The 25,179-nt window shown below is 38.2% G+C and carries 17 protein-coding genes; 10 read left to right on the forward strand and 7 right to left on the reverse strand.

What is annotated here, in order from left to right:
• Positions 1-2: 2 nt before the first annotated feature.
• The 6 genes from GTK47_RS09160 to mltF all read right to left on the reverse strand — a co-directional run bounded on the left by GTK47_RS09160 (position 3) and on the right by mltF (position 7,940).
• Positions 3-551 carry a fimbrial protein gene (locus tag GTK47_RS09160; RefSeq protein WP_165122855.1) on the reverse strand — a complete coding sequence of 183 codons (549 nt, stop codon included), beginning with the start codon at positions 549-551 and terminating at the stop codon, positions 3-5.
• On the reverse strand, positions 551-1,621 hold the full coding sequence (locus GTK47_RS09165) for a fimbrial protein (protein WP_165122856.1): 1,071 nt from the start codon (positions 1,619-1,621) through the stop codon (positions 551-553). The genes GTK47_RS09160 and GTK47_RS09165 overlap by 1 nt, the downstream gene beginning before the upstream one ends.
• A gap of 25 nt (positions 1,622-1,646) precedes the next feature.
• The gene (locus tag GTK47_RS09170; protein WP_165122857.1) at positions 1,647-2,411 is read right to left on the reverse strand and encodes a molecular chaperone; all 765 of its coding nucleotides are present in this window, start codon (positions 2,409-2,411) and stop codon (positions 1,647-1,649) included.
• A 30-nt stretch (positions 2,412-2,441) separates the two neighbouring features.
• A complete protein-coding gene (locus tag GTK47_RS09175; protein WP_165122858.1) occupies positions 2,442-4,928 on the reverse strand; it encodes a fimbria/pilus outer membrane usher protein in 2,487 nt (828 codons plus the stop codon).
• A 178-nt stretch (positions 4,929-5,106) separates the two neighbouring features.
• Positions 5,107-5,655: a fimbrial protein gene (locus GTK47_RS09180; RefSeq protein WP_109370973.1), complete on the reverse strand. Its 549-nt coding sequence runs from the start codon at positions 5,653-5,655 to the stop codon at positions 5,107-5,109.
• Positions 5,656-6,467: 812 nt separating this feature from the next.
• Positions 6,468-7,940, reverse strand: a complete 1,473-nt coding sequence (mltF, locus tag GTK47_RS09185; protein WP_075670448.1) for a membrane-bound lytic murein transglycosylase MltF — start codon at positions 7,938-7,940, stop codon at positions 6,468-6,470.
• A gap of 264 nt (positions 7,941-8,204) precedes the next feature.
• Here mltF and purL point away from each other — a divergent pair, with 264 nt between their 5' ends.
• From purL to GTK47_RS09220, 7 genes are all read left to right on the forward strand, one after another.
• Positions 8,205-12,095, forward strand: a complete 3,891-nt coding sequence (gene purL, locus GTK47_RS09190) for a phosphoribosylformylglycinamidine synthase (RefSeq protein WP_165122859.1) — start codon at positions 8,205-8,207, stop codon at positions 12,093-12,095.
• 691 nt (positions 12,096-12,786) lie between these two features.
• On the forward strand, positions 12,787-14,235 hold the full coding sequence (locus tag GTK47_RS09195) for a HAMP domain-containing sensor histidine kinase (RefSeq protein ID WP_165122860.1): 1,449 nt from the start codon (positions 12,787-12,789) through the stop codon (positions 14,233-14,235).
• Positions 14,235-15,260, forward strand: a complete 1,026-nt coding sequence (gene qseG / locus GTK47_RS09200; protein WP_241256091.1) for a two-component system QseEF-associated lipoprotein QseG — start codon at positions 14,235-14,237, stop codon at positions 15,258-15,260. The genes GTK47_RS09195 and qseG overlap by 1 nt, the downstream gene beginning before the upstream one ends.
• 11 nt (positions 15,261-15,271) lie before the next feature.
• Positions 15,272-16,609: a two-component system response regulator GlrR gene (gene glrR / locus GTK47_RS09205; protein ID WP_023581612.1), complete on the forward strand. Its 1,338-nt coding sequence runs from the start codon at positions 15,272-15,274 to the stop codon at positions 16,607-16,609.
• A gap of 73 nt (positions 16,610-16,682) precedes the next feature.
• On the forward strand, positions 16,683-18,299 hold the full coding sequence (locus GTK47_RS09210) for an NAD+ synthase (protein ID WP_165122861.1): 1,617 nt from the start codon (positions 16,683-16,685) through the stop codon (positions 18,297-18,299).
• 15 nt (positions 18,300-18,314) lie between these two features.
• Positions 18,315-18,653, forward strand: coding sequence for a nitrogen regulatory protein P-II (gene glnB / locus GTK47_RS09215; RefSeq protein ID WP_023581614.1), 339 nt, complete (start codon positions 18,315-18,317; stop codon positions 18,651-18,653).
• 275 nt (positions 18,654-18,928) lie between these two features.
• On the forward strand, positions 18,929-19,576 hold the full coding sequence (locus tag GTK47_RS09220) for a hypothetical protein (RefSeq protein ID WP_165122862.1): 648 nt from the start codon (positions 18,929-18,931) through the stop codon (positions 19,574-19,576).
• Positions 19,577-19,671: 95 nt separating this feature from the next.
• On the opposite strand, the gene hmpA is transcribed toward GTK47_RS09220, so the two are convergent.
• Positions 19,672-20,871, reverse strand: a complete 1,200-nt coding sequence (gene hmpA / locus GTK47_RS09225) for an NO-inducible flavohemoprotein (protein ID WP_165122863.1) — start codon at positions 20,869-20,871, stop codon at positions 19,672-19,674.
• Between the two features lie 366 nt (positions 20,872-21,237).
• Between hmpA and glyA the strand changes: the two genes are divergently transcribed.
• From glyA to GTK47_RS09240, 3 genes are all read left to right on the forward strand, one after another.
• Positions 21,238-22,491 (forward strand): serine hydroxymethyltransferase, encoded by a 1,254-nt coding sequence (gene glyA, locus GTK47_RS09230; RefSeq protein WP_165122864.1) that lies wholly within the window; start codon positions 21,238-21,240, stop codon positions 22,489-22,491.
• A gap of 92 nt (positions 22,492-22,583) precedes the next feature.
• Positions 22,584-23,738 carry a 3-phenylpropionate MFS transporter gene (locus tag GTK47_RS09235; RefSeq protein ID WP_165122865.1) on the forward strand — a complete coding sequence of 385 codons (1,155 nt, stop codon included), beginning with the start codon at positions 22,584-22,586 and terminating at the stop codon, positions 23,736-23,738.
• Positions 23,739-23,906: 168 nt separating this feature from the next.
• Complete coding sequence (locus tag GTK47_RS09240) at positions 23,907-25,175, forward strand: M24 family metallopeptidase (protein ID WP_165122866.1); 1,269 nt, start codon at positions 23,907-23,909, stop codon at positions 25,173-25,175.
• Positions 25,176-25,179 lie beyond the last annotated feature (4 nt).

Raw genomic sequence — 25,179 nt, forward strand, 5'->3', positions numbered from 1 at the left:
ATTTACTGATAATTAAGGGTATACGTTGCTTGGGCTTGGAAAGGGCCGGTTAGCAAAGTTTGATTTTTTAGTGCAGAAGGCGATGCTTCAACATACGTCATAAAATTAAATTGAATACGCTTATTATTAAGAAGTCGAGTTGAACTCGGCTTTTTTAATTGGATAACATTGCGTTGAACATCTGTAAATACAATTCCGATGCTTTTAGGATCTTCAGATCCGGTGCTGACAACAGCAAGGTGATTGGGCATTGTAGGATGCTCTTTTCCATCTAGCGTAATCGTAACGCTTTTATAAATATCCTGACTACAGTTTTCTAAACTGATACTAAAAGCAACGGGATCACTTTTTTGAAAAGAATAGAGGTCGCTTGCTGATATCTGCTTGAAATCGATGACTTTATTTTCATCACCAGCAACAATGGTACAACCATGTGCAACCACAACACCTTTAAATTCCATATCGCCACCAATAAGCTCTGTCACAGCAAAGGCAGAAGGTGAAAGTAATAATAAAAGAGAAATAGCCGATTTTATTATTGGGTTTTTCATTACATAAACTCCGCAACTAATGTGGCATGTGCTGAAAACTCGCCTTCAGGAATTTTACTGCCTTCTTTGGCTATTGGTGCCGCTGTTACTTCCCAGTTACCTTTAAAATTGCTTAGTTTACCGACAGAAAAATATTGATTAGGTGCTACAACTGTTCCTGATTTATCTTTTAAAACAATACCTAAGTTGCTTCTATCGACAGATCCCGTTGTACCAAGGTAATTTGGATTAAAATTTGCCACACCAGAACTTCCGGTTTGAATTTTAAACATTATTCTACTGTTTGGATTTGTAAAACTTCCGCCTTCACATTGAATTGGAATATTACGAGTAATTTTATAATTCTGACCATTTAGATAGTCAGAAGTATTACCCACATTACCAAAATCAAAGGTAATTGGAGCACCATTATTGAATGTGCATTTATCTTCGGTGGTTAATATGCCTGAACTAATAACTAACTTAGAAATTGGCTCAGGGCCATAGACTTCATATAAACCATTACCCACACGAGCATACATCTGAGCCACAGAATGGCCTGTTAATGAGACACCATTGACGATAGGTTTTTTGAGTCTAAAAACCAAAACACCACTTCCCCCAGAATACATATTAGGTTTGGGGGATTCAGGAACTCGACACCCTTGTTGCCAGTTCACATGGTTAGGTTTTTCGATAAAAGGTACAGTAGGAAGAGAATCAGGCCCCCAAATCGAGAACTTAATTTGTACATCAACATACTCATTTAATTCGTAATAGTTACGTCCTAAATAGCGAAGGTCAGAGGTTGCTTTGAAATAGGTTCTTGATTGAGGAACTAAAGGATCTTTAGGACAATAAACGGTTGCTACATAAAGATCAGGTAAAGAGAATTTTACAGTTGCTGTTTCACCTGCTCGATTACGAGGAAACATGGTGGTATCTAAGTCAACTCTAAAGATATTAGGGCCACCAACGGTACGAACCTCACCATGAATGTATGCGGAAGCAACAATTGGAGTACATAACATTGCGCCAGTAAAAAGTAATTTTAGCGTATTGAAATAAAAATTTGCTGTTGTTAATTTCATTTTATTCCTACCGGCGTCAAGTTAATTAATATTTTGGTTGTTGTTCTTTCGGTGCAGCTGTACAGCTATTTTGTTGACAAACAAATTTTAATTCTGGATGTCCACCGTAGTCATTTACATACATCATGTAAAATTGATTGACACCATTGGTTTTAACTGGAATTTCCAGTGATGATTTAGGTGCAACCATTAAACCAGGGAATGTGGTTAACTTATCGCTATCTTCACCATTCAATTTATTGGAAAGACCAATAATGGTGATGTAGTAAGGTGTTGGGTTTTCAGCAATAAATTGATTGCCTTGTTTTTTAAATACCAACTGATCTTGCCAAATCATGCCCGGCTTTTCAGGAATAATGGCAATCGGGCGGTAGAATAATTTAATACGAGACTGCATTGCCATTTGTAACACGTTAGCTTGTTTTGGTGCTGGTGGAATTTCACGCACATTTAAATAGAATAGTGATTCTCTATCTTGTGGTAAAAGTCCAACTTCTGCTGTTTTGGTTATTCTAACAACTCCTTTTTGGTCACCATCAAGACGCTGTAAAGGTGGCAATGCTACTAAAGGAGAGGCAATTTTTTGGCCATGTTCATTTTCAACCCATGATTGAGCTAAAAAAGGAATGTCAGGGCTAGTATTTTTTAGATTTACGCTAGCTGAATTATCGTTGCCTGTTAATACAATACGAGTTCTATCTAATGACACGCCCGCTTGAGTTGTACTCACTATGCTGAGTGCAATTAATGAGCCACAAAAAAGCGTTTTGAGTGTGTTGAATGAGTTCATACAATTATCTCTAGTAATTCATTTTGTTCATTAAAATCCCTGACATAATAACAACTCACGTTTTAGTGGATCGTTAATTGCCGCTGGAATTGTAATCGTACACTGGGTTTTACCACCCCAGATCACGTTTAATGATTCATTAAGGTTAACACCGGCGATATAAACTAAACCATCTTCCATCACCATTCCCATATTTTCACCGTTTTTATTGGTGACTTCGGCACCAAATGGTGGATATTTTTGATCGACAGTTTGTAAGATAGCCATTAGGCGCTCACCTTGGCGAACAGGGAATTTATAGTAGCCAATCGCACCTTCAGTTAATGTTGCAGAAGTAATGGCTTTGTGTGTTTCAATGTCTGAATCCATTTTATCAACATCAATACGAGCATCAACATTGTTATAACTAGTTAAGTCAGTTAATACCCCAATACCAAATAGATTTGTAGTCGTACTTTGGTTATTAAATGGTACGCCTGCAACTCCGTCTGTATCAACCATCATGCGGGCAGTACTTGATGTCATGCTACTACTATGCAATGCAGCACCATGGCGCGTTGCAGTAAATCCGCCTTTAACTGTTGCTCCCACTGCAACGTAATTATCTTGTTGATAGCTTGCATTGGCGTTAATTTCTGCATATTGCGAACGATGCTGATAATAACCATCAGTATTGGCTTTATTGTCTGAGCTTAAACCTGCACGGACACGCCATAGATTATTATAATTGCTATTATCAGAATAAGAGGCCATTTGGTTCACTTTACCGTTACTGTCTTGCAAGCTATAACCAATGCTTTTACCGCTTCCTAATGGAACTGAAATATTGAAAGAAATACTGTCATCAGTATTTCCCTTATGCTGAGTACGGAATGCAGATAAGTTAGTATTAATCTGCTCTATACCCATAATAGAAAAATTACGGCTTACCGTAACACCATATTGCTCTTGTGTATTTTTATCCCAATAATTTTGGTGTCGATAAGAGAGATAAAGTGTTGTCGATTTTTCAATATCATCAGCCCAAAAAGTTTTGTTACCTGTAATGGTATACATCTCTTTTTCATAACCATTGTTATTAATATCGTTATAACGCTCATCTATATATTGAGAAAAAGATCGGAATGTTTTCTCTGAAAAACGGTAGCCAGCAAAAGTAATAGTACTATGGTATTCATCGAAAGTTTTAGCGTAATTCAGTTTGAATGACATCCCATTGATATTTTCATTATCATAAGTTTTGCTATAAGACTGAGTAATATCACCTGAGAGTGTACCTAAACGACCCATATCGTGACCTAAACCTAATGACCACGCGTTGTAATCTTTAGCCGTCAACAAAACCCCGCCATACAGTGACCATGTGTTGTTCATACCCCATGAAAAATCACCTTGATAAAAAATAGGGCCTTGCATTTTATGGTTGTTGAGCGATGACTGACCCATTGATGTGTTATAACGCACAGAGCCAGGACGCGTCATATAAGGTAGATTGGCGGTCTGTACTTGGAATTCGTTTACCTTACCGTTTTGCTCTTCGACTCTAACATTTAATTGACCTTGTACTGTGTCTTGTAAATGTTTAATAGCAAAAGGGCCCGCAGGTACTGTGGTTTCATAAATTAAGCGGCCATTTTGCGTTACTGTCACTTTAGCATTGGTGTTTGCGATGCCGTGGATTTCAGGTGCATAACCTTGTAAAGAAGGTGGCAACATTCTTTCATCACTTTGTATATTGGCACCGGTAAAACGGAAACTATCAAAAACTTGAGAGTTTAAATAAGTTTCACCCAGCGTTAGTTTTGCTGCTTGGTTAGGTAATGGTTTATAGGCGTAAATCTGATTCCAATCAAAGCTATTATTTGATGAATATTCAGATGAATAGTTTCCTTGATATTCAGCACGTAGTCGCCATTCACCAAAGTTAATTCCAGCCTGTCCATAACCTGTTAATGAGTTGTTATTATTGCCTTTATTCGGACGAGTTGATGTACCCGTTAAGGTATAGTCAACTAATAACCCAGATACACCTGGATCCCACAATTCAGGGGGTGTCCAATCGGTATCTTCATATTTCATTAATGAACGAGGCATAACAATATCAAGAATACCGCCATCATTTTTGATGGAGATACCCGGTAATTGACTAATATCGAAACAATCTGGCGAGATTTCTTCGATAAATTTTTGATTTTCTTCGTTAACTGTTAACTTTTTTAGAAGAGTAGGGTCAATACAGGCAATGGAGTAATTGGGTTTAACTTCAATATAATTAATGTTTTGGCGAGGAAAGTCACGGTCATTTATACGGATATCTAAGTAGTACATACCCGGAATAATGTAATTAGAGGTTGCAAAACGAGATAAATCGACATTATCTCTGTCTTCGGCATCTAGCATATGAATGTTAAATTCCACAGAATCATCTTGCTCGGCTTGAGCGAAAAACGCTAAGCACAATAGCAAAATGGCACAAATGTTTTTCCATATTGTGCTGTGAAAAAAAGAAATTAACATGAATAAACGCCTAATTATTAATTAAATAAAAACTAATTAAATAATGAATATTTATTTAATTACTTTTTATTTTATTCTTATTAAATTGAAGTGTTTTATCAAATTTAACGCAGAGGAAGTCCTCTGCGTTAATGCAGTAATTAATCTATTATTTAATTAATTTAAATAAATAAAACGATTACTGATAATCAACTTGGAAGTTGATGACGGCTTGGAATTCACCTGGAGTTACAGTAGCGTCTGCTGATTCAGCTTGAACATAAGCAACGAATGGGATCTTAGAAACACCATTAACTAATTGTACAGGTGTTGTTGCTGTGTTCCATTTTACTGACTTGCTGCCTGCATCCATTAAGCCAATACCTGCTCCAGAAGCTGAGCCAGATACGAAAGATGCTAAGTCTTTATTTGTTGCATTAACAACGCTTGGTGTATAGCTAACAGTAGCTGTTTTTGCTACGGTAGTATCACAATCTTGTAATTCGATATCTTTTTTAACGTTACCTGCTTTCTGCATATTTGCTAATGCAGAAGTTGGGATTTCACTGAAATCAACAATAACAGGACTTGAAGAAGCTGCTAATCCACAAGCTGAATTAACAATTTCACCTTTTAATTGAATTTCGCCTTTAGTTGCGCCAACTTTTGGTGCAGAAGTTTCAGCAGTTGCAACAGAATTAATACCAAATACTAAAGCAGCAGCTAAAGCAATTTTACTCAGTTTCATTATAGATAATCCCTTGAAGATCGTGCGTATTATTATTTATAGAAAAATAATATTAATGTCGGAATATAAAAATTGATTTGCATTATATTTCGAGTTGTTTCGAATAATGACTGGTTTATATGATATCAACAAAGGCGCTCTATTTGATATAACATTTTGTTGATTTCCTCAATTTTCATATTTAATCTTGCCTATTCCATATTAATAGAGTTATATGTAGATTTATTCTTTTTATTACTCAATTTATGGGTGAAAAAGTTTATCAGGCAGATAAATTTAATAGACAATATAATTAACATTACTTTAACTTGACAAAAAGTAATGTTATTAACATTAGGTTAAGAAAATTAATAAAATCAATTATAGATTATCATAATATATATAATTCAATAAGTTAGATGTTAACAAAGACCCATTTAGGTTAATTCTTATTGCAAAAAAAGTTTCTCCAAAAATAATAATCATAAAATGAATAATAACTAATGAGATAATTCCTACGTATTTAAGTTAATCTTTTCTTATATTTCACTTATTCTGATAGTCTTAAAATGACTAGTTGGATCATTTTAAATACAATTTACTCATTAGGTGAGTGTTTTAGCTAATGAGTGTTACATTTTTTAACACATGTGTTTTTCCTATTTTGGATAAAAAGTAGGATGAAAAAATGTAACAATTTTTAATATTAAGAAAATATTAATTTGGGGGTTGCTTTAATGGTTGGAGCGATTTTTTTGAATAGTAGAAAGAAAATAAATAAGCCTCTGTAAAAGAGGCTAGGTTGTTTAATAGACTGTTTTTAATTACAAAAATTATTGATAAGCCATATCTTGAGTTAATGACAATGATGATCTTTCTTGTTCTTCATCGTTATCACTCTCTTTATCTTTAGATAATATTTTGTTTTTGCTCTCTTTAGCTTGAAGGTAACCGACAAGGCTGAGCTGATATCGTCGAATGTTTTCAACGTAGCGATAAGCCTCATGGCCTCTGGCATAGCCGTAAGGGAGGTCAGCATAATATTTCTTTTGGCTAAGTAGAGGTAATCTTGACTTTACATCTAGCCAACTGTCAGGATCGGCATTTTGTTGCTCAGTAAGCCTTCTGGCATCAAGCATATGGCCAAATCCCATATTATATGCTGCTAATGCAAACCAAATTCTTTCATCTTCAGGGATAGAATCCGGTAAGCGCGAAAGAAGATGTTTAAGATATTGCGCTCCTCCCCGCACACTTTCTTCAGGATCAAGCCTGTCAGTAACCCCCATACTTGATGCAGTAGGGCGAGTCAACATCATCAATCCTCTAACACCCGTTGGTGATGTAGCATGAGGATCCCAATGTGATTCTTGCCATGCCATCGCTGCCAATAAGCGCCAATCGAAGGTATCTGCATACTTTTCAAAAAGAGGCTGATAATTTGGTAAAATAGAATCTATCGCTGTAATAAAAGAGATAGTATCAAAGTAATCAAACGAACCTACATGGCCAAAATACTTTTCTTCAAGTCTTGCTAATACATCTTCTTGAGATAATTGATTAAAGTAGTCTAGCATCGCTGCATATAAGCTATTATCTTCACCATCTGGCAGATACCATGTTAGTGGGCGGCTTTCAGTGACTTCAAATCCTACGGCAACATTAGGATGAATACGCTGTTGTACAGCAACACTGATTGAGTCTGCTAAAACATAGGTTATTTTGCCTTCCGATAATGCTTCTAGCAGTTGTGAGGTTGTCTGGTTATCTGATTCTTCCCATTCAAGCTCGGGATATTGCGTCTCTTTTAATGTTCGCAATAAACTTGCATGAGCAGAGCCAGCAGTGACAACAAGACGCCCGTCTAGCGCATCAAAGCTGCGTGGTCTTAAAGTCCCTTTACGGTAAATAAGCTGTTGAGAAACTGAAAAGTAAGCAGGGCCACTGCGTGTCGTTTCTAATCTTTCTTTGTTGTAAAGTAATCCGGCGGCGATAAAGTCAGCTTTATTATTCTCCAGATCATCAAACATTTGGTTGATATTTGTCCGCATATTAACGACAAGTTTCACGCCTAAATAATCTGCAAAGCGTTTCACTAATTCATAATCGAAACCTACGGGGTCCTTTTTATCGTTCATCGTTATCAATGGTGAAGGTATCGTACTAATTCTTAACTCTCCACGAGATAAAATCTTATTTATCTGCGCTTTTTGCCTATCCGGCCATGTAATATTCAACGCGATAATAGCCGCTGAAAAGAGCGCTATGATAACGATAACGAAATAGTTTATCCTTATATTATTCAATAGGTTGGTTCTCGTTAACGTTGTTTATTGTAGTGTGTAATATCGTCATTTTAACATGGATAAATTTCCAGTAATCGAGCATTTTGCTTAACATATTGGCAAGACGCAACTTGATTACACCAATTAATCATTAAAACACTCTAAGTTAAATGCCGTTATTTTGTTCACGCAAACGGTTTCGTCTGAGCGGTTATTCTATTATACTAGGCGCGTTTCCCCTGAATGATTGATCAGGCTAGCTGCTAAAAGAGAGAACTCAATACTATGGAAATCCTGCGTGGCTCCCCCGCTTTATCCGCGTTTCGTATTAATAAATTACTCACTCTATGTCAGGAAAATGATCTTCCTGTACAAGGTATATACGCGGAATTTGTCCATTTCGCGAAAGTGGAAGGGCAGTTATCTGAAGATGATCAAATTAAATTACGTCAACTACTGCATTATGGGCCTTCATTAACAGAACATGAGCCTGTTGGGGAAATGCGAGTTGTTACGCCTCGCCCTGGAACAATTTCACCTTGGTCTTCTAAAGCGACAGATATTGCACATAACTGTGGTTTAGCCAAGGTTGTTAGAATTGAACGTGGTATCGCCTACTTTATTGAATGCGGTACGATGACAGACACTCAGTGGCAACAACTTTATGGTTTTATTCATGATCGAATGATGGAAACCATCTTCTTAAATTATCAAGATGTAAATACCCTTTTTGCTGAGCAAACTCCAGCGCCACTAAAAACTATTGATGTGCTTGTAAAAGGCAAAGATGCATTAGTCAAAGCAAATATTGAAATGGGGTTAGCACTTGCAGACGATGAAGTTGATTACTTAGTCGATGCGTTTAACCACTTACAACGTAATCCAACAGATGTTGAGCTTTACATGTTTGCACAAGCTAACTCTGAACACTGTCGCCACAAAATATTTAATGCTGATTGGATTATTGATGGTAAGGCTCAAGATAAATCATTATTTAAAATGATTAAAAATACGTTTGAGCAAACACCTGATTATGTCATGTCAGCTTATAAAGATAATGCAGCGGTAATGGAAGGCTCTGTAGCGGGTCGTTTTTATCCTGATACAGAAAAGGGGCATTATCACTATCACCAAGAACCTGTACATATCTTGATGAAAGTAGAAACACACAACCATCCAACGGCTATTTCACCTTGGCCAGGTGCGGCAACAGGTTCTGGTGGTGAAATTCGAGATGAAGGTGCAACTGGACGTGGTGCAAAACCTAAAGCAGGTCTAGTTGGATTTTCAGTTTCTAACCTGCGTATTCCCGGATTTGAGCAGCCTTGGGAAGAAGATTTTGGTAAGCCAGAGCGCATTGTTAATGCATTAGACATTATGACTGAAGGCCCATTAGGTGGTGCTGCATTTAATAATGAGTTTGGTCGCCCTGCATTACTAGGCTATTTCAGAACCTATGAAGAACAAGTTAATAGCCACAATGGTGTTGAAATTCGCGGTTACCATAAACCAATTATGCTTGCAGGTGGTATTGGTAATATTCGTGAAGATCACGTACAAAAAGGTGAAATCACGGTTGGCGCTAAGTTGATTGTACTTGGCGGGCCTTCAATGAACATCGGTCTAGGAGGTGGTGCTGCTTCTTCTATGACATCAGGTCAATCAGATGCGGATTTAGATTTCGCCTCTGTTCAGCGTGATAACCCAGAGATGGAACGCCGTTGCCAAGAAGTTATCGACCGTTGTTGGCAATTAGGTGACGATAACCCGATCTTATTTATTCATGACGTTGGTGCTGGTGGTCTTTCTAATGCTATGCCCGAATTAGTCAATGATGGTGGTCGTGGTGGTCGTTTTGAATTACGTGATGTTCTTAATGATGAGCCGGGTATGAGCCCACTTGAGATCTGGTGTAATGAATCTCAAGAACGTTATGTGTTAGCGGTATCGCCAGAAAAAATGCCTCTATTTGATGCATTGTGCCAGCGTGAAAGAGCGCCTTATGCTGTTATTGGTGAAGCAACGCAAGAGCGTGAATTAGTCTTAAACGATACACATTTTGATAATAAACCGATTGATATGCCATTAGACATATTATTAGGTAAAGCACCTAAAATGTTGCGTGATGTAAAATCACTGAAAACAGAAGGTGAGTATCTCTCTCGTAAAGATATCGATTTAAAAGATGCAGTTTATCGTGTTCTTCATTTACCTGCCGTTGCTGAAAAAACCTTCTTAATTACTATTGGTGACCGTACTGTAACGGGTATGGTCGCGCGTGATCAGATGGTTGGGCCTTGGCAAATTCCTGTTGCTAACTGTGCTGTTACCACTGCAACATTAGATAGCTATTATGGCGAAGCGATGTCCATTGGTGAACGAGCACCGATCGCACTGTTAGATTTTGCAGCATCTGCACGTATGGCTGTTGGTGAAGCACTAACGAATATGGCAGGTTGTGATGTAGAAGCGCTTAATCGCATTAAGCTTTCCGCTAACTGGATGTCAGCAGCTGGTCATCCTGGTGAAGATGCGGGTTTATATGACGCAGTAAAAGCCATTGGTGAAGAGTTATGCCCAGAGTTAGGCATTACTATCCCTGTGGGCAAAGATTCGATGTCAATGAAGACGCGTTGGCAAGATAAGGATGGAAAAACTAAAGAGGTTACTTCTCCGTTGTCTTTAGTTATTACGGCATTCTCTCGTGTTGAAGATGTGCGTAAAACAGTAACACCAGAATTATCAACACAAGCAGGAAACCGCTTGTATTTGATTGATTTGGGCAATGGTCATAACGCATTAGGTGCGACGGCACTAGCACAAGTTTATCGTCAATTAGGCCAAAAAGCAGCAGATCTTCGTGATGTTGAGCAGTTGAAACAGTTCTTCAATGTGATGCAACAATTAGTTAATGATGGCAAATTGTTGGCCTATCACGATCGCTCTGATGGTGGATTATTTGTCACACTCGCTGAAATGGCATTTACAGGTCATTGCGGCTTACACGTTGATATTAGTGCTTATGACGAAGATATTTTAGCAGGACTCTTTAATGAAGAGTTAGGTGGTGTGATCCAAATTAGTGCTGAACATCAAGAGGCTGTAGAAGCATTATTTGCTGAATATGGTTTATCGGATTGTTTACATTATTTAGGCCAAGCAACAGAAAATGACGCCATTATTATCCAAAGCCGTGAAACCGAAGTTTACAATGAAAAGCGTAGCACATTACGTCTTTGGTGGGCTGAAACAACATGGCAAATGCAACGCTTACGTGATAATCCAGAGTGTGCAGATGAAGAGCATCAGGCAAAACAAGATCTCAACGATCCAGGCTTAAATGTGAATTTAACCTTTGATCCAAATGAAGATATTGCAGCTCCTTATATTGCAACAGGAAGTCGCCCTCGTATTGCAGTATTAAGAGAGCAAGGTGTTAACTCTCATGTTGAAATGGCGGCTGCTTTTGACAGAGCAGGGTTTGATGCTATCGACGTTCATATGAGCGATTTGCATTCCGCTAGACGTTCATTGAGTGATTTTGATGTGTTGGTGGCTTGTGGTGGATTCTCTTATGGTGACGTATTAGGTGCCGGCGAAGGTTGGGCGAAATCTATTTTATTTAATTCTCGTTTACGTGATGAATTCGCTCAATTTTTTGAACGCCAAGATACCTTATCTCTTGGTGTCTGTAATGGTTGTCAAATGATGTCAACATTATCAGAGCTTATTCCGGGGGCAGATTTATGGCCTCGTTTTGTTCGCAACCGCTCTGAACGTTTTGAAGCGCGCTTTAGTTTAGTGAAAGTGACAGAAAGTCCATCGTTGTTGTTACAAGGTATGGTGGGTTCACAAATGCCTATCGCTGTTTCTCATGGTGAAGGTTTCGCTGAATTTCGTAATGCTGAACAATTAGCGCAATTAGAAGCTCAAAATTTAGTGGGATTACGTTTTGTGGATCACTACGGTGATCCAACAGAACGATATCCATTAAATCCTAATGGCTCTGTAAAAGGGATCACTGCTGTCACTACAAAAGATGGTCGTTCAACTATTATGATGCCTCACCCAGAACGTGTGTTTAGAACTGTTAGTAATTCTTGGCATCCAAAGAGCTGGGGTGAAGACAGCCCTTGGATGCGTTTATTCCGCAATGCAAGAAAACAATTTGATTAATCAAATGTAAAACTATCTTAGTGATAAACACATAAAGCCTCTACATTGTTAGAGGCTTTATTTTATTGATAATAAAGGAGTTATTTTTTATTGTGTAAAAATAACGACACTTGCTATTTTAACTGTCTCTTAATGGCGACATTTAATTTATTGAAATATAAGTAGTTATTAAATTTAGGGTAACTCTGTCTGGATATGGAGACAGCTTGGTTGTTTTATAACTAGATAAAAAAGAGTCATAAATAAAATATTAGATGTGTATTTTTATTTTTCGTTATTTTTCAATTCGTTATATTTATTTTTTAAAAGTTGGCACGCCTTGTGCATTATATAAATCAGTTGCTCATTCAACTTTTTATGTCGGTCCACAATATGGGTGGGAACATACCACATAAGCCAGGAATGACGCCAGAGTAAGGTGCCTACCGTCCAACATCATGATACTCGTCTTCGGACCTTATCAAACACAGGGCGACACGTGGAGTGAGGCACCACCTTCATTCTCTTTTAGAGAAAAAAGAGATGAAATATTGACGAGCGGAATATCTCAATAAGATATTCCGCTCTCCCACTTCTAGAGCCTGTCAAATTTCCTCGTTTGTGTTTGTTCTCTATGCCTGATTTTCCCAATGTCGGACTTTTTTCTTGTTATCAAGTCATGTAGCATCGCATTACTCTAATAGGTGTTGAGATGATTTCATTGAAAAAGTGGCGTATTTTCCCTCGTTCTTTAAGACAGCTCGTGATAATGGCATTTTGGATGGTGCTATTACCTTTGCTTGTACTTGCTTATCAGGCTTATCAAAGTCTTGATCAACTAAGTAATCAGGCGGCTATTACTAACAAAAATGCACTTGCAGATACTGAGCGCAGTGAAGTGATGCGAAATCTAGCGATTGAAATGGAAGGAAACTATCGTCGATATTGTGTTTTACGGGATAAAACCGATGATGATATGTATCAGCAACGCTACCAGCAATACACCAAACTCTTCTCAACATTACAACAAACCATTATTTCTCTTTCTGCCTCTAAAGAAGCGAATGTGCTTAATACTTCTCTTGAAAAATTAAAATCCATTCAATGCGAAAGTAGCGAACCTACAAAAGAGATGCAACAAGCCCTAGAGCAGTTTTCTTATGCCAATAACCGTATTGTTGCATTAACTAAAGAGATTATTTTTAGCCGTGGCGAACAACTCCAGATGGCAATCGCTGAGAAAGGTCGTTATTTCGGTTGGCAAAGTCTTATCGTTTTTGTTTTTAGCCTGATCCTCATTGCGTTATTTACTCGAATGATTATCGGCCCTGTTAAAGGGATTGAAAAGATGATTAATCGATTAGGTGAAGGTCGAACACTTAGTAATAACTTAGATACTTTCCAAGGGCCACGAGAACTACGTTCATTAGCACAACGTATTATTTGGTTAAGTGAGCGTTTAGCATGGCTTGAATCACAGCGGCATGAATTTTTACGTCATATTTCTCATGAGTTGAAAACACCGTTAGCCAGTATGCGAGAAGGTACGGAATTATTAGCTGATGAAGTTGCAGGTCCTTTAACTCTAGATCAAAAAGAAGTTGTTTCAATTCTCGATAATAGCAGTAAGCAGTTACAGTTATTAATTGAACAACTACTTGATTATAATCGTAAACTTTCTGAGGTTCCTCAACAAATCGAAGAAATTAACTTGACTCAATTAGTGAATGATGTGGTATTAGCCCACAGTTTACCTGCGAGAGCTAAAGATATTAAAACGATAATTTCACTTAATCTAACCACTTGTCGAGCAGAGGCAACATTATTATCACGAGTTATCGACAATCTCTACTCGAATGCGGTGCACTATGGTGCTGAATCAGGTAATATCTGGATCTCTAGTTATCAAGTTGAACAGAAAATAGTTATTGATATAGCCAATAAAGGAACACCTATCCCCGAATCTGAACAAAAAATGATTTTTGAACCCTTTTTCCAAGGATCTTTGCTACGCAAAGGAGCTGTAAAAGGAAGTGGTTTAGGTTTAAGTATTGCTCATGACTGTATCAAGAGAATGGAAGGTGAATTAAGTGTTGTTCCTTCTGACTATGCCGATGTCTGTTTTCGTATTGAATTACCGCTACTTTCTGAGATTAAATAATGCAAATCAGGTCACAAAAACAAGCATCTCCTCATCATGAGTATAAAAAAATAAATAAGAAGATGCTTGGTATTGAATTGTTATCTATGGCCCCTGCATCAACTAGAAAAATCGCATTAAATTGGAAGCAGTGTTTCTTGTTTATTATGTTTCCACTGGTTCTTTCAGGGTGTACACCAAAGTCGCTAACTGAGGCACAAGAGCTAGAGCCAGAAATCCCCGTTGTTAAACAAAAAACGATTGATTATCGTTGGGCTGAATGTAAAACATTAAGCTCGTTTTATGATGAAGGCATCAATAACGCACTTTATTGGTTACGCGCCATTGAATGTACAAACCGCATAATGACGACAGAAGCACAACGCCAAGCAAACAGTGTTGTTGTTACTGGGTGGGATGATGCATTTTATAAAAGTATTTTATTAGAGCGCGCTGGAATGACGATTGCCGATCGTCGAACACAATTAGTGTTATTAGAAAGCTATAAATTACAATTTCCGAGTTCTATGCGAGTTCTATTATCGACATGGATTGAGAACCAAACGCTCATTCTCTCTTTAGCGGAAGAAAAGAATCGTTATCGTCGTTTAACCACAGAAACAGATAATAGAATTGATGTGCTAAGAAAAGAGAATAGTGCGTTACAGCATGAGCTAAATGTCACACTGAAAAAACTTGAAAGCCTTACCCAAATTGAACGGCAGTTATCGAATAGAAAACAGAGTGGCTCTGTTGACTCGCTATCGCAAAATGAAGGTTTAGCGGAAAGCGCAACAGCAGCATCTGCGGAAACAGAAAAAGTGAATGCAGAGAAACCTGTTACCGAAAAACCAGCTGAAAAACCCGTTTCGACGCAATCGATAACAGAGAAGCCAAAGGATGAGGAAAAACAACCTTCTGCAACAGCGGTTAAATCAGAGCCTTCAAAACCAGAATCTACGAAACCCGAGGCGGTAAAACCAGAGCCAGTCAAAACTAACACTGACACACCAAGCTCAAAACCGACTGAAGCAGGATCTAAATAAGGAGAATGTGCATGGCTGGCCATAAATCAGCAAATCTTTTACTTGTCGATGATGATCCTGGGTTATTAAAGTTACTTGGTATGCGATTAACAAGTGAAGGTTTTCATATCTTCACCGCTGAAAGTGGACAAGAAGCACTAAAACTTCTCTTAAAAGAAAAAATAGACCTTGTTATCAGTGATCTCCGAATGGATGAAATGGACGGCATGGCGCTGTTCGCTGAGATACAACGCCAACAGCCCGGCATGCCAGTGATCATTCTTACGGCTCATGGCTCTATTCCTGATGCCGTGGCTGCGACGCAGCAAGGTGTATTCAGCTTCTTAACTAAACCCGTTGATAGAGACGCACTTTATAAAGCGATTGATGAAGCGCTAGAACTTGTAACTATTGTTTCAGATGAAGAGTGGTCAAAAGATATCGTGACACGTAGCCCGCAAATGCTACGTTTATTAGAACAAGCAAAGCTAGTTGCTCAATCAGATGTCAGCGTGCTTATCAATGGTCAAAGTGGTACGGGTAAAGAAGTCCTTGCTCAAGCCATTCATCGCGCAAGCCCTAGGGCGAAAAAACCTTTCATTGCCATTAACTGTGGTGCCTTACCTGAGCAACTTTTAGAATCTGAACTATTTGGTCATGCGAAAGGTGCTTTTACAGGAGCTGTGAGTAGTCGTGAAGGATTATTTCAGGCAGCCGAAGGTGGCACACTATTTTTAGATGAAATTGGCGATATGCCAATGGCATTGCAAGTTAAATTATTGCGTGTTTTACAAGAGCGAAAAGTTCGCCCATTAGGCAGTAATCGCGATATTGATATTGATGTACGTATCCTTTCTGCAACACACCGTGATTTACCTAAAGCGATGGAACGTAATGAATTTCGTGAAGATCTATTCTATCGTTTAAATGTGGTTAATTTACGTATTCCGACATTAAGTGAGAGAGCTGAAGATATTCCTATTCTTGCTAATCACTTATTGAGAGAGTCTGCTAAACGCCATAAACCTTTTGTCCGAAGCTTTTCAACCGATGCGATGAAATGCTTAATGACAGCAAGTTGGCCGGGTAATGTGCGTCAATTAGTTAACGTTATTGAGCAATGTGTTGCATTAACAACAGCCCCCGTGATTAGTGAAGCGCTTGTAACACAGGCCTTACAAGGTGAAAATACGGCGCTGCCCACATTTGCAGAAGCAAGAGGTCATTTTGAAATGACCTATTTGAGAAAGCTTTTACAAATGACAAAAGGCAATGTGACTCAAGCTGCACGTATGGCTGGGCGCAATCGAACTGAGTTTTATAAATTGTTATCTCGTCATGAGCTAGATGCGAATGATTTTAAAGAATAACCTTTTCAGATAACGAATATATTTTTAAACTAACTTTCCTTTTATGCGGAAGATAGCGGAGAGACTAATTTTTATGAGTCGTAAACTAAAACTCGCCATGGCTCAACTTAATTGGGTTGTTGGTGATATTGAAGGTAACTGCGAACGCATGTTATCTACCGTTAAAGCACAAGAAGATGCCGATCTGGTTATGTTTTCTGAGCTGGCTTTATGCGGTTACTCTCCTGAAGATCTGCTATTTCGTCCTGATTTCCAACAGCGTTGTGAAACACAACTTACGCGTTTAGAACAAGCAAGCAAAAAAATAGCGATTGTTGTTGGTCATCCTTGGTGGCAAAACGGCAAAATTTATAACGCACTTTCATTTTTCTATAAAGGTGAATTACAAGCGCGTTATTTCAAACAGCAATTACCTAATTATGGTGTGTTTGATGAGAAGCGTTATTTCCAACAAGGAAATGAGCGTTGTGTGGTTCCGTTTAAAGGTTATCACTTAGGTTTGTTAATTTGTGAAGATATCTGGATCAATGAACCTATTGATGCATTAAAACAAGCGGGTGCTGATCTCGTTCTATCTATTAATGCTTCACCTTATAATCGTGAAAAACCGCATGTTCGTACACTGCTCATTAAAGAACATTGCCAAAGAACACACCTTCCAGTGATCTATCTTAACCAAATTGGTGGTCAGGATGAGTTGGTATTTGATGGTTGTTCAAAAGTATTTGATGAACGGGGTGCTATTACACATCGTTTAGCTGCATTTGATGAACAGACTGCTATTGTTGAATTCGACGAATTAAACATTATCCCAATGGCAGATCCTGCTCCAGAACTTTCACCTTTAGCGCAAGTTTATCAAGCATTAGTACTTGCAACGCGTGATTACGTCACTAAGAACGGTTTTAAAGGGGCTATTCTAGGGTTATCTGGTGGTATTGACTCTGGATTAACCGTTGCTATCGCCGCTGATGCTTTAGGCAAAGAGAGTGTTCAGGCTGTTATGATGCCATTTCGTTATACTTCAGAAATGAGTATTCATGACGCTAAAGAGCAAGCAGATTTATTAGGTGTTGAGTTTGATACGGTTTCTATTGAACCTATGTTTGATGCTTTTATGGCGCAGCTTGCACCTATGTTTAAAGATACTGCCGCAGATACTACTGAGGAAAATCTACAAGCACGTTGTCGCGCTGTTATTTTAATGGCAATGTCGAATAAACGCCGTCGTTTAGTATTAACTACAAGCAATAAAAGTGAATCAGCTGTGGGTTATTCCACATTGTATGGTGATATGGCTGGTGGTTTTGATGTACTAAAAGATGTACCTAAAACATTGGTTTTTGAGCTTTCTAAATATCGCAATACGCTTTCGCCAGCTATTCCTCAGCGTGTTATTGATAGACCTCCATCAGCAGAACTTGCACCGGGACAAACAGACCAAGATAATTTGCCTCCTTATGATATTTTGGATGCTATTCTTGAGGGTTATGTTGAGCAAGATAAATCTGTATCTGATTTAGTTGCGGCTGGATTTGATGAAGCGACTGTCCGTAAAGTGATAAAATTAGTCGATATTAATGAATACAAGCGACGTCAAGCCCCTGTTGGGCCACGTATTACAAGTCGTAATTTTGGTAAAGATCGCAGATACCCAATTACAAGCGGTTTTGGTCGCCACAACTGGTAATAGCAGGATAATACGATGAAAAAAATTGAAGCGATAATTAAGCCGTTTAAATTAGATGATGTAAGAGAAGCACTCGGCGAAGTGGGTATCACGGGAATGACCGTAACAGAAGTGAAAGGTTTTGGTCGCCAAAAAGGGCATACTGAGCTTTACCGCGGTGCTGAATACATGGTCGATTTTTTACCTAAAGTGAAGATTGAAATTGTTGTCTCTGATGAAATTGTTGAAACTTGTGTAGATACAATTATGACAACGGCACAAACAGGTAAAATTGGTGATGGTAAGATTTTTGTCTTCGATGTGAGTCGTGTTATTCGTATTCGTACTGGCGAACAAGACGAAGAGGCTATTTAGTTAAGCTATATAGTAATTAAACTTAAGCCAAATATTTATATTATTTATTTTTATTAAAGCCCGATATTTTTAATCAAAATATCGGGCTTTTTCTTTTTATTGCGCATAATTTATTTTTTAATGTTTTGCCTATAATGCTATTTATACCTTATATAAGTCTATTGATGACGCTTAGTGATTTATTTTACTATTTTTTATTAACTTTAAGGCACAAAATGTTATTCAATAACTTTTAAGGAAAGTTATTATCATCAACATTAAAAAATCATTAAGGTATGGGCAAAATAGTGTTTAATTATTTATTAAAGCGTCTCGCTTTATTTTTATGTGCAGCAGTGTTAATCGCTATCACGACGGGATTTATTTTTCTTGATATTTTAATTCTTGATAATGGTATTTCTGAAACATCAGTAACTGAATTAGGCCAAGAAATTATCGTCGCTATCATTTGCTTATTCTTTTTTGTTAAAGCGTGCCAAGATAGTGAACAGCGGGGAGCGTTCACGCTTATTATGGGTTTTTTCTTGTGTATTCTAATTCGTGAGTTAGATGGTGTATTTGATCAGATCGCACACGGCTCTTGGGTTTGGTTTGCCTTAACGGTGACGTTTATTTGTATTGCCATTGCAATTAGAGAAGGTAAGAGAACATTAAAAGGCTTAATTCACTTTATTACTCATCCAAGCCATGGAATGTTAGTTGCTGGCTTATTATGTATTTTGCTGTTCTCTCGCTTATTTGGTATGGGAATACTTTGGCATAAGTTATTAGGTGAAGATTATAACCGTGCCGTTAAAAATATGGTGGAAGAGGGCAGTGAATTATTTGGTTATACGCTCTGTTTAATTAGTGTTATTTGGTACGGTTTTTCTGCTAAATATCATGTTATTCCCGCTGCGATGGAAAATAAATATCGACCATAAAAAGGCAGTGGGATAATTAAGTAAAGCGCTGATAGCTATAATGCTATCAGCGCTTTTTTATTCAATTTAATATTGAACGTTAATGATGGTATTTTTTATTGTAAGCCTTGTGTAATAACAGCATGAGGACCAAAACATTCATAATGAAGTTTCTCACTATGAATACCTAGTTCAATAAGTTGTTTAGCAACAGATTGCATAAAAGGTAATGGGCCACAAAAATAGAAATGCATATCAGGAATAGCTAACCAATCTTCAACTTGTTTTAATGTCATTAAGCCTTCGAATTGATAATCTTTGTTTTGTACATCTTCGGTGCGTGGTGTGCGATACCATATCGCTTGTTGATAGTGTGAAAGTTGATTGCCGACTTGATTAACTTCATCTTTAAACGCATGGACACCACCATGCTCGGCAGCATGTAACCAATTAATATTAGCTTGATGAGCTGAAAGCGTGTGTAGCATAGATAGCATTGGCGTTAAACCCACACCTGCTGAAATTAAGGTTACTGGTGTTGTTGGTGATACATCTAAATAGAAATCGCCCCCTGGTGCGGCAACTTGTAAAGTATCACCTTCTTGAATATGGTCATGAAGAAAATTCGATAAAATACCTTTATCTTCACGCTTTACAGCGATGCGATAGGTTTTATTATTTGATGACTGAGTTAATGAATATTGACGTATTTCTTGATTTTCAAGGTGCTTATCACGGATATAAAGGCTTAGATATTGCCCTGCTTGATAAGGAGTAACAGCAAGTCCATCTTCAGGCTCTAATTCAAAACTGGTAATGACATCACTTTGTTTTATTTTATGTTTAACTTTAAAGTTCCGTAATCCTCTCCAGCCCCCGCTTGTTTGTTCTTTTTGCTGATAAATTTGTTCTTCTCGATTGATAAAGACATCGGCCAATACTTGATAAGCGGCTCCCCAAGCATCTAGCACTTCTTGCCCAGGACTAAACATCTCATCAATTGTTGCTAATAAATTCTCACCGACGATGGGGTAGTGTTCAGGAAGAATATTTAAACTGACATGTTTTTGTGCAATTTTCTCAACAGCAGGCAAAATGGTGGCTAAGTTTTCAATGTTTGCCGCATAAGCGCATATCGCATTAAATAAGGCTTCGCGTTGTGCACCACTGCTTTGATGGCTCATGGTGAAAATATCTTTTAACTCTGGATGGCGAGAAAACATTCGGTCATAAAAGTGGGCTGTTAATGCTGGACCTGTTTTAGCAATGAGGGGAATGGTGGATTTAATTGTCGCGATAGTTTGTGCATCTAACATAATTGCTCCTGAAAATTTTTCAGTTTATTGTGAATTTTTATAAATTGCATTTTATATGCAACTTATCTCTTTTTGATTATTTTGTAAATCTCTGTTTTTATTTTTTAACAAAAAATCTCAATTCTTAGAGAATGATGCGGGGTGTTTGCAAAATAAGGCGAGATGTGCCTCAAAAAGGGGAATAAGCACAGGATAAAATGGGGTTGTTAAAAAGTAATAATGTGCTGTTATAGTTGGATGGCAAACGATTGCGTATTTTTTCATTAGGGGCTATCTCAATGAAGAAAAAGAGTTTACACTGTATGTCATTCTTTCTCCCGCATGGGAGTTTGTCTTTAGTGAAGTTAGCTGAGTCAGGAGATGTGAATGTTAAAACGTGAAATGAATATTGCTGATTACGATCCAGAATTATGGAATGCAATGGAAGGTGAAGTGACTCGTCAAGAAGAGCACATCGAACTTATTGCTTCTGAAAACTATACCAGCCCTCGTGTTATGCAGGCGCAGGGATCTCAGCTGACAAATAAATATGCTGAAGGCTATCCGGGTAAACGTTACTACGGTGGTTGTGAGTATGTGGATGTTGTAGAGCAACTGGCTATCGATCGTGCAAAAGCATTATTTGGTGCAGATTACGCTAACGTACAGCCTCACTCAGGCTCACAAGCGAATGCCGCTGTTTATATGGCATTATTAAAACCAGGTGATACAGTTTTAGGTATGAACCTAGCACAAGGCGGTCACTTAACTCATGGTTCACCAGTTAACTTCTCTGGTAAACTGTATAACATCGTACCTTATGGTATTGATGAATCAGGTAAAATTGATTACGAAGATATCGCTATTCAAGCTAAAAAACATCAACCAAAAATGATCATTGGCGGATTCTCTGCTTATTCTGGTCTGGTTGATTGGGCTAAAATGCGCGAAATCGCAGACAGCATTGGTGCATTCTTATTTGTTGATATGGCACACGTAGCAGGTATGATTGCAGCAGGTGTTTATCCTAACCCAGTTCCTCATGCACATGTTGTTACAACAACAACCCATAAAACCTTAGCAGGCCCACGCGGCGGTCTTATTCTTGCTAAAGGTGGCGATGAAGAGTTTTATAAAAAACTGAACTCTGCTGTATTCCCTGGCTCTCAAGGTGGCCCTTTAATGCATGTTATTGCAGGTAAAGCGGTTGCATTAAAAGAAGCTATGGAACCAGAATTTAAAGTTTATCAGCAACAAGTTGCTAAAAACGCGAAAGCAATGGTAGACGTTTTCTTAGATCGCGGTTATAAAGTAGTGTCTGGCGGAACTGAAAACCACCTGTTTTTATTAGATTTAGTAGATAAAGATATTACAGGTAAAGACGCTGATGCTGCACTGGGTCGTGCAAATATTACTGTTAATAAAAACAGCGTACCAAATGATCCACGTAGCCCATTTGTAACTTCTGGTGTTCGTATCGGTTCTCCAGCGATTACACGTCGTGGTTTTAAAGAAGCGGAAGCTCGTGAATTAGCCGGTTGGATGTGTGATGTCCTTGATAATATCAATGATGAAGCGAACATTGAGAAAGTGAAACAAAAAGTCTTGGATATCTGCGCTAAATTTCCAGTTTACGCATAAGTTTGTAACGATATAATAGAACCCGTTGTACAAGCCCGCTTCGAGAACTTGTTCTTGGCGGGTTTTTTTGCATCTTAAAAATGGGGGATTGGATGGTTATTCCATCAACATTGTGGCTTGCCTTAGATTATTTTACCTATTTCTTTTCATACGGCATCTTTTTACCCTTTTGGTCCATATGGCTAAAAGGAGAGGGCGTCGATCCTGCAATGATAGGTCTGTTATTAGGCGTAGGTTTAACCGCACGTTTTGTTGGTAGCCTAATTTTAACGCCTGCGGTAAAGGATCCGTCAAAACTTATCACTGCATTGAGATTGTTTGCTTTTCTCTCATTACTTTTTACTGTTGCATTTATGATGGGTAGCCATTGGGCATGGTTATTCTTTGTGATGACAGGATTTAACGTTTTCTTTTCACCGATGGTGCCTTTAGGGGATTCTCTAGCTGGAACGTGGCAAAAACAGTTTCCTTTTGACTATGGGAAAATCCGCGTTTGGGGCTCAATCGCTTTTATTATTAGCTCATCATTGCTAGGTGTTTTAATTGATGCTTTTGGACATCCCATTATCCTTTATGGATTGATTGCTAGTACTCTTGCACTATTCTTGACATCTATGCTCCGCCCTAAAGTTATGCCACAGGGTAAAGTAAAAAAAGCTGAACACAGTAATGTGTCCTTTATGAAACTGATTTCAGATGGACCAGTTTGGCGTTTTCTTCTATGTGTTTCTTTGCTACAAGGTGCACATGCTGCTTATTATGGTTTTAGTGCACTTTATTGGGAAAAAGCAGGGTATGACACCGCAACAATCGGCTACCTTTGGTCGTTAGGTGTGGTTTCAGAGGTGGTTGTTTTTATGTTGAGCCATCGTTTATTCCGCCGCTGGAGCGCAAGAAATCTACTCTTACTTTCTGCTTTTGCTGGGCTTTTACGTTGGGGATTAATGGGGAGTTTTACCGCATTACCCGCGCTTATTGTTGTTCAAATCTTACATAGTGGTACGTTTACGGTATGCCATTTAGCGGCAATGCGCTTTATTAGTGCACGTCAAGAGCACGAAATTATTCGTCTACAAGCGGTGTATTCTGCTTTAGCGATGGGCGGAAGTATTGCGATTATGACTATTGTTTCTGGTTGGTTGTATGAAAAACTTCCTAATCAAGAGTCGTTGATCTTCTGGTTAATGGCAGCATTAACGATCCCTGCTATGTTTATCAGACCAAGAGTACAGCCTCAAAATACCTAATTCTTCTATTTTATAAAAATTAAGATCTGTAATGTCTTTTGATATTGCAGATCTTTTTCTTTTCTCCTTGAAAAAGCGCATTTTTTGATCAAGCGAATAATTGATCATTTTAAATATTAGGGTTAGATTTAATTCATTCAAATGAATGAATGTGAAAAAGGTATTATTATGAACAATAAATCGGTGATCCCAGCCAGTTTTTCTTTACAAGAAAGAGACAGACGCTGGCAGTTAGCTAGAGATATTATGAAAGATAATCAGCTAGATACATTGATTATCTATGGTGATAGAGAATCCGCCGCACCGGCACCATTTTGTATTGACCACTATTTTACAAATGACCGACTAGGATCGGTTGTTATTTTTCATGAAAATAAAAAACCATTGATAGTCACTTTTGCACCAATGATGATTGCCGATCATATGCAGGCAAAACTACGTGGTGATTTGCAGTGGATTGATGAAGACAATCTTGTTGTAGGAAAAACAGGGCGTAATATTGCTCAATTACTGAAAGAAATGGGTGTGCAACAAAATGCACATATTGGTGTTATTGGCTTAGAGCCTTATCCTCCATTTTATTTTGATGGTGCAATGCCATTTAATACTCTAAACGGTATTAAGGATGCATTTCCTTATGCGAAATTTAGCTGTGTTTATCGTGATTTCTTTAAACGTGCATCCGTTAAAAGTGAAGAAGAACTGACACATGTGAGATATGCCGCTGCTATTGGTGAAGCAATGAGTGAAGCAATGCGCGTAACAACCAGACCAGGGGCGACAGAAGCTGATCTTGCAGCCGCTATTACTGCAACTTGCTTATCCAGAGGTGGGTTTACGGCTGAAATTCTAATGGGATCAGGTTCTGAATATATTGGTTGGGGTCCTCCAGCTTGGCAATATCGCTCACAAGCGCCACGTGAAATTCAAATGGGCGACATTGTGTTATCAGAAATTTTCGCTTTATATGGAATGTATGAAACACAACACCAAGCCGCTGTTGCAGTGGGTAAAATTCATGAGAATTTAGAAAAAGCCGCTTTGGTTGCTCGAGAATGTTATGAAATAGGTGTTGAGCATTTAAAAGCGGGCGTTACTTTTGGTGAAGTGGTTGATTTAATGGAAAAACCATTATTACAATCAGGAGGATGGCATGTGCATCCACTTATCCATAGCATCAATCCTTATGGGCCTATTGGTTTTGGTACTGCTCCGGGTATCGAATCATTACCATTGGCGAGTCGTTATAAACAAATTGAAAGATTACCAAATCCAGGTCGAGAGCTTGTATTACAAGAAGGTATGACGTTTGCGTTTGAGCCTAACTGTGGCTTTGGTCATCACTTATGTAACTTAGGTGGTACAGTTGTAGTTGGTAAAAGTAAAGGGATTGAGTTAAATTCAAACTCAACACAATTAATGCGGGCTGATTTATAAGCCT

Origin of the sequence: Proteus sp. ZN5 (genome assembly GCF_011046025.1) — a bacterium.
Lineage (GTDB): Bacteria > Pseudomonadota > Gammaproteobacteria > Enterobacterales > Enterobacteriaceae > Proteus.

Excerpts from the sequence above, each read along its gene's own strand:
- GTK47_RS09160 (WP_165122855.1), bottom strand. The coding sequence starts at position 551 with ATGAAAAACCCAATAATAAAATCGGCTATTTCTCTTTTATTATTACTT.
- GTK47_RS09165 (WP_165122856.1), bottom strand. The coding sequence starts at position 1,621 with ATGAAATTAACAACAGCAAATTTTTATTTCAATACGCTAAAATTACTT.
- GTK47_RS09170 (WP_165122857.1), bottom strand. The coding sequence starts at position 2,411 with ATGAACTCATTCAACACACTCAAAACGCTTTTTTGTGGCTCATTAATT.
- GTK47_RS09175 (WP_165122858.1), bottom strand. The coding sequence starts at position 4,928 with ATGTTAATTTCTTTTTTTCACAGCACAATATGGAAAAACATTTGTGCC.
- GTK47_RS09180 (WP_109370973.1), bottom strand. The coding sequence starts at position 5,655 with ATGAAACTGAGTAAAATTGCTTTAGCTGCTGCTTTAGTATTTGGTATT.
- purL (WP_165122859.1), top strand. The coding sequence starts at position 8,205 with ATGGAAATCCTGCGTGGCTCCCCCGCTTTATCCGCGTTTCGTATTAAT.
- GTK47_RS09195 (WP_165122860.1), top strand. The coding sequence starts at position 12,787 with ATGATTTCATTGAAAAAGTGGCGTATTTTCCCTCGTTCTTTAAGACAG.
- qseG (WP_241256091.1), top strand. The coding sequence starts at position 14,235 with ATGCAAATCAGGTCACAAAAACAAGCATCTCCTCATCATGAGTATAAA.
- glrR (WP_023581612.1), top strand. The coding sequence starts at position 15,272 with ATGGCTGGCCATAAATCAGCAAATCTTTTACTTGTCGATGATGATCCT.
- GTK47_RS09210 (WP_165122861.1), top strand. The coding sequence starts at position 16,683 with ATGAGTCGTAAACTAAAACTCGCCATGGCTCAACTTAATTGGGTTGTT.
- glnB (WP_023581614.1), top strand. The coding sequence starts at position 18,315 with ATGAAAAAAATTGAAGCGATAATTAAGCCGTTTAAATTAGATGATGTA.
- GTK47_RS09220 (WP_165122862.1), top strand. The coding sequence starts at position 18,929 with ATGGGCAAAATAGTGTTTAATTATTTATTAAAGCGTCTCGCTTTATTT.
- hmpA (WP_165122863.1), bottom strand. The coding sequence starts at position 20,871 with ATGTTAGATGCACAAACTATCGCGACAATTAAATCCACCATTCCCCTC.
- glyA (WP_165122864.1), top strand. The coding sequence starts at position 21,238 with ATGTTAAAACGTGAAATGAATATTGCTGATTACGATCCAGAATTATGG.
- GTK47_RS09235 (WP_165122865.1), top strand. The coding sequence starts at position 22,584 with ATGGTTATTCCATCAACATTGTGGCTTGCCTTAGATTATTTTACCTAT.
- GTK47_RS09240 (WP_165122866.1), top strand. The coding sequence starts at position 23,907 with ATGAACAATAAATCGGTGATCCCAGCCAGTTTTTCTTTACAAGAAAGA.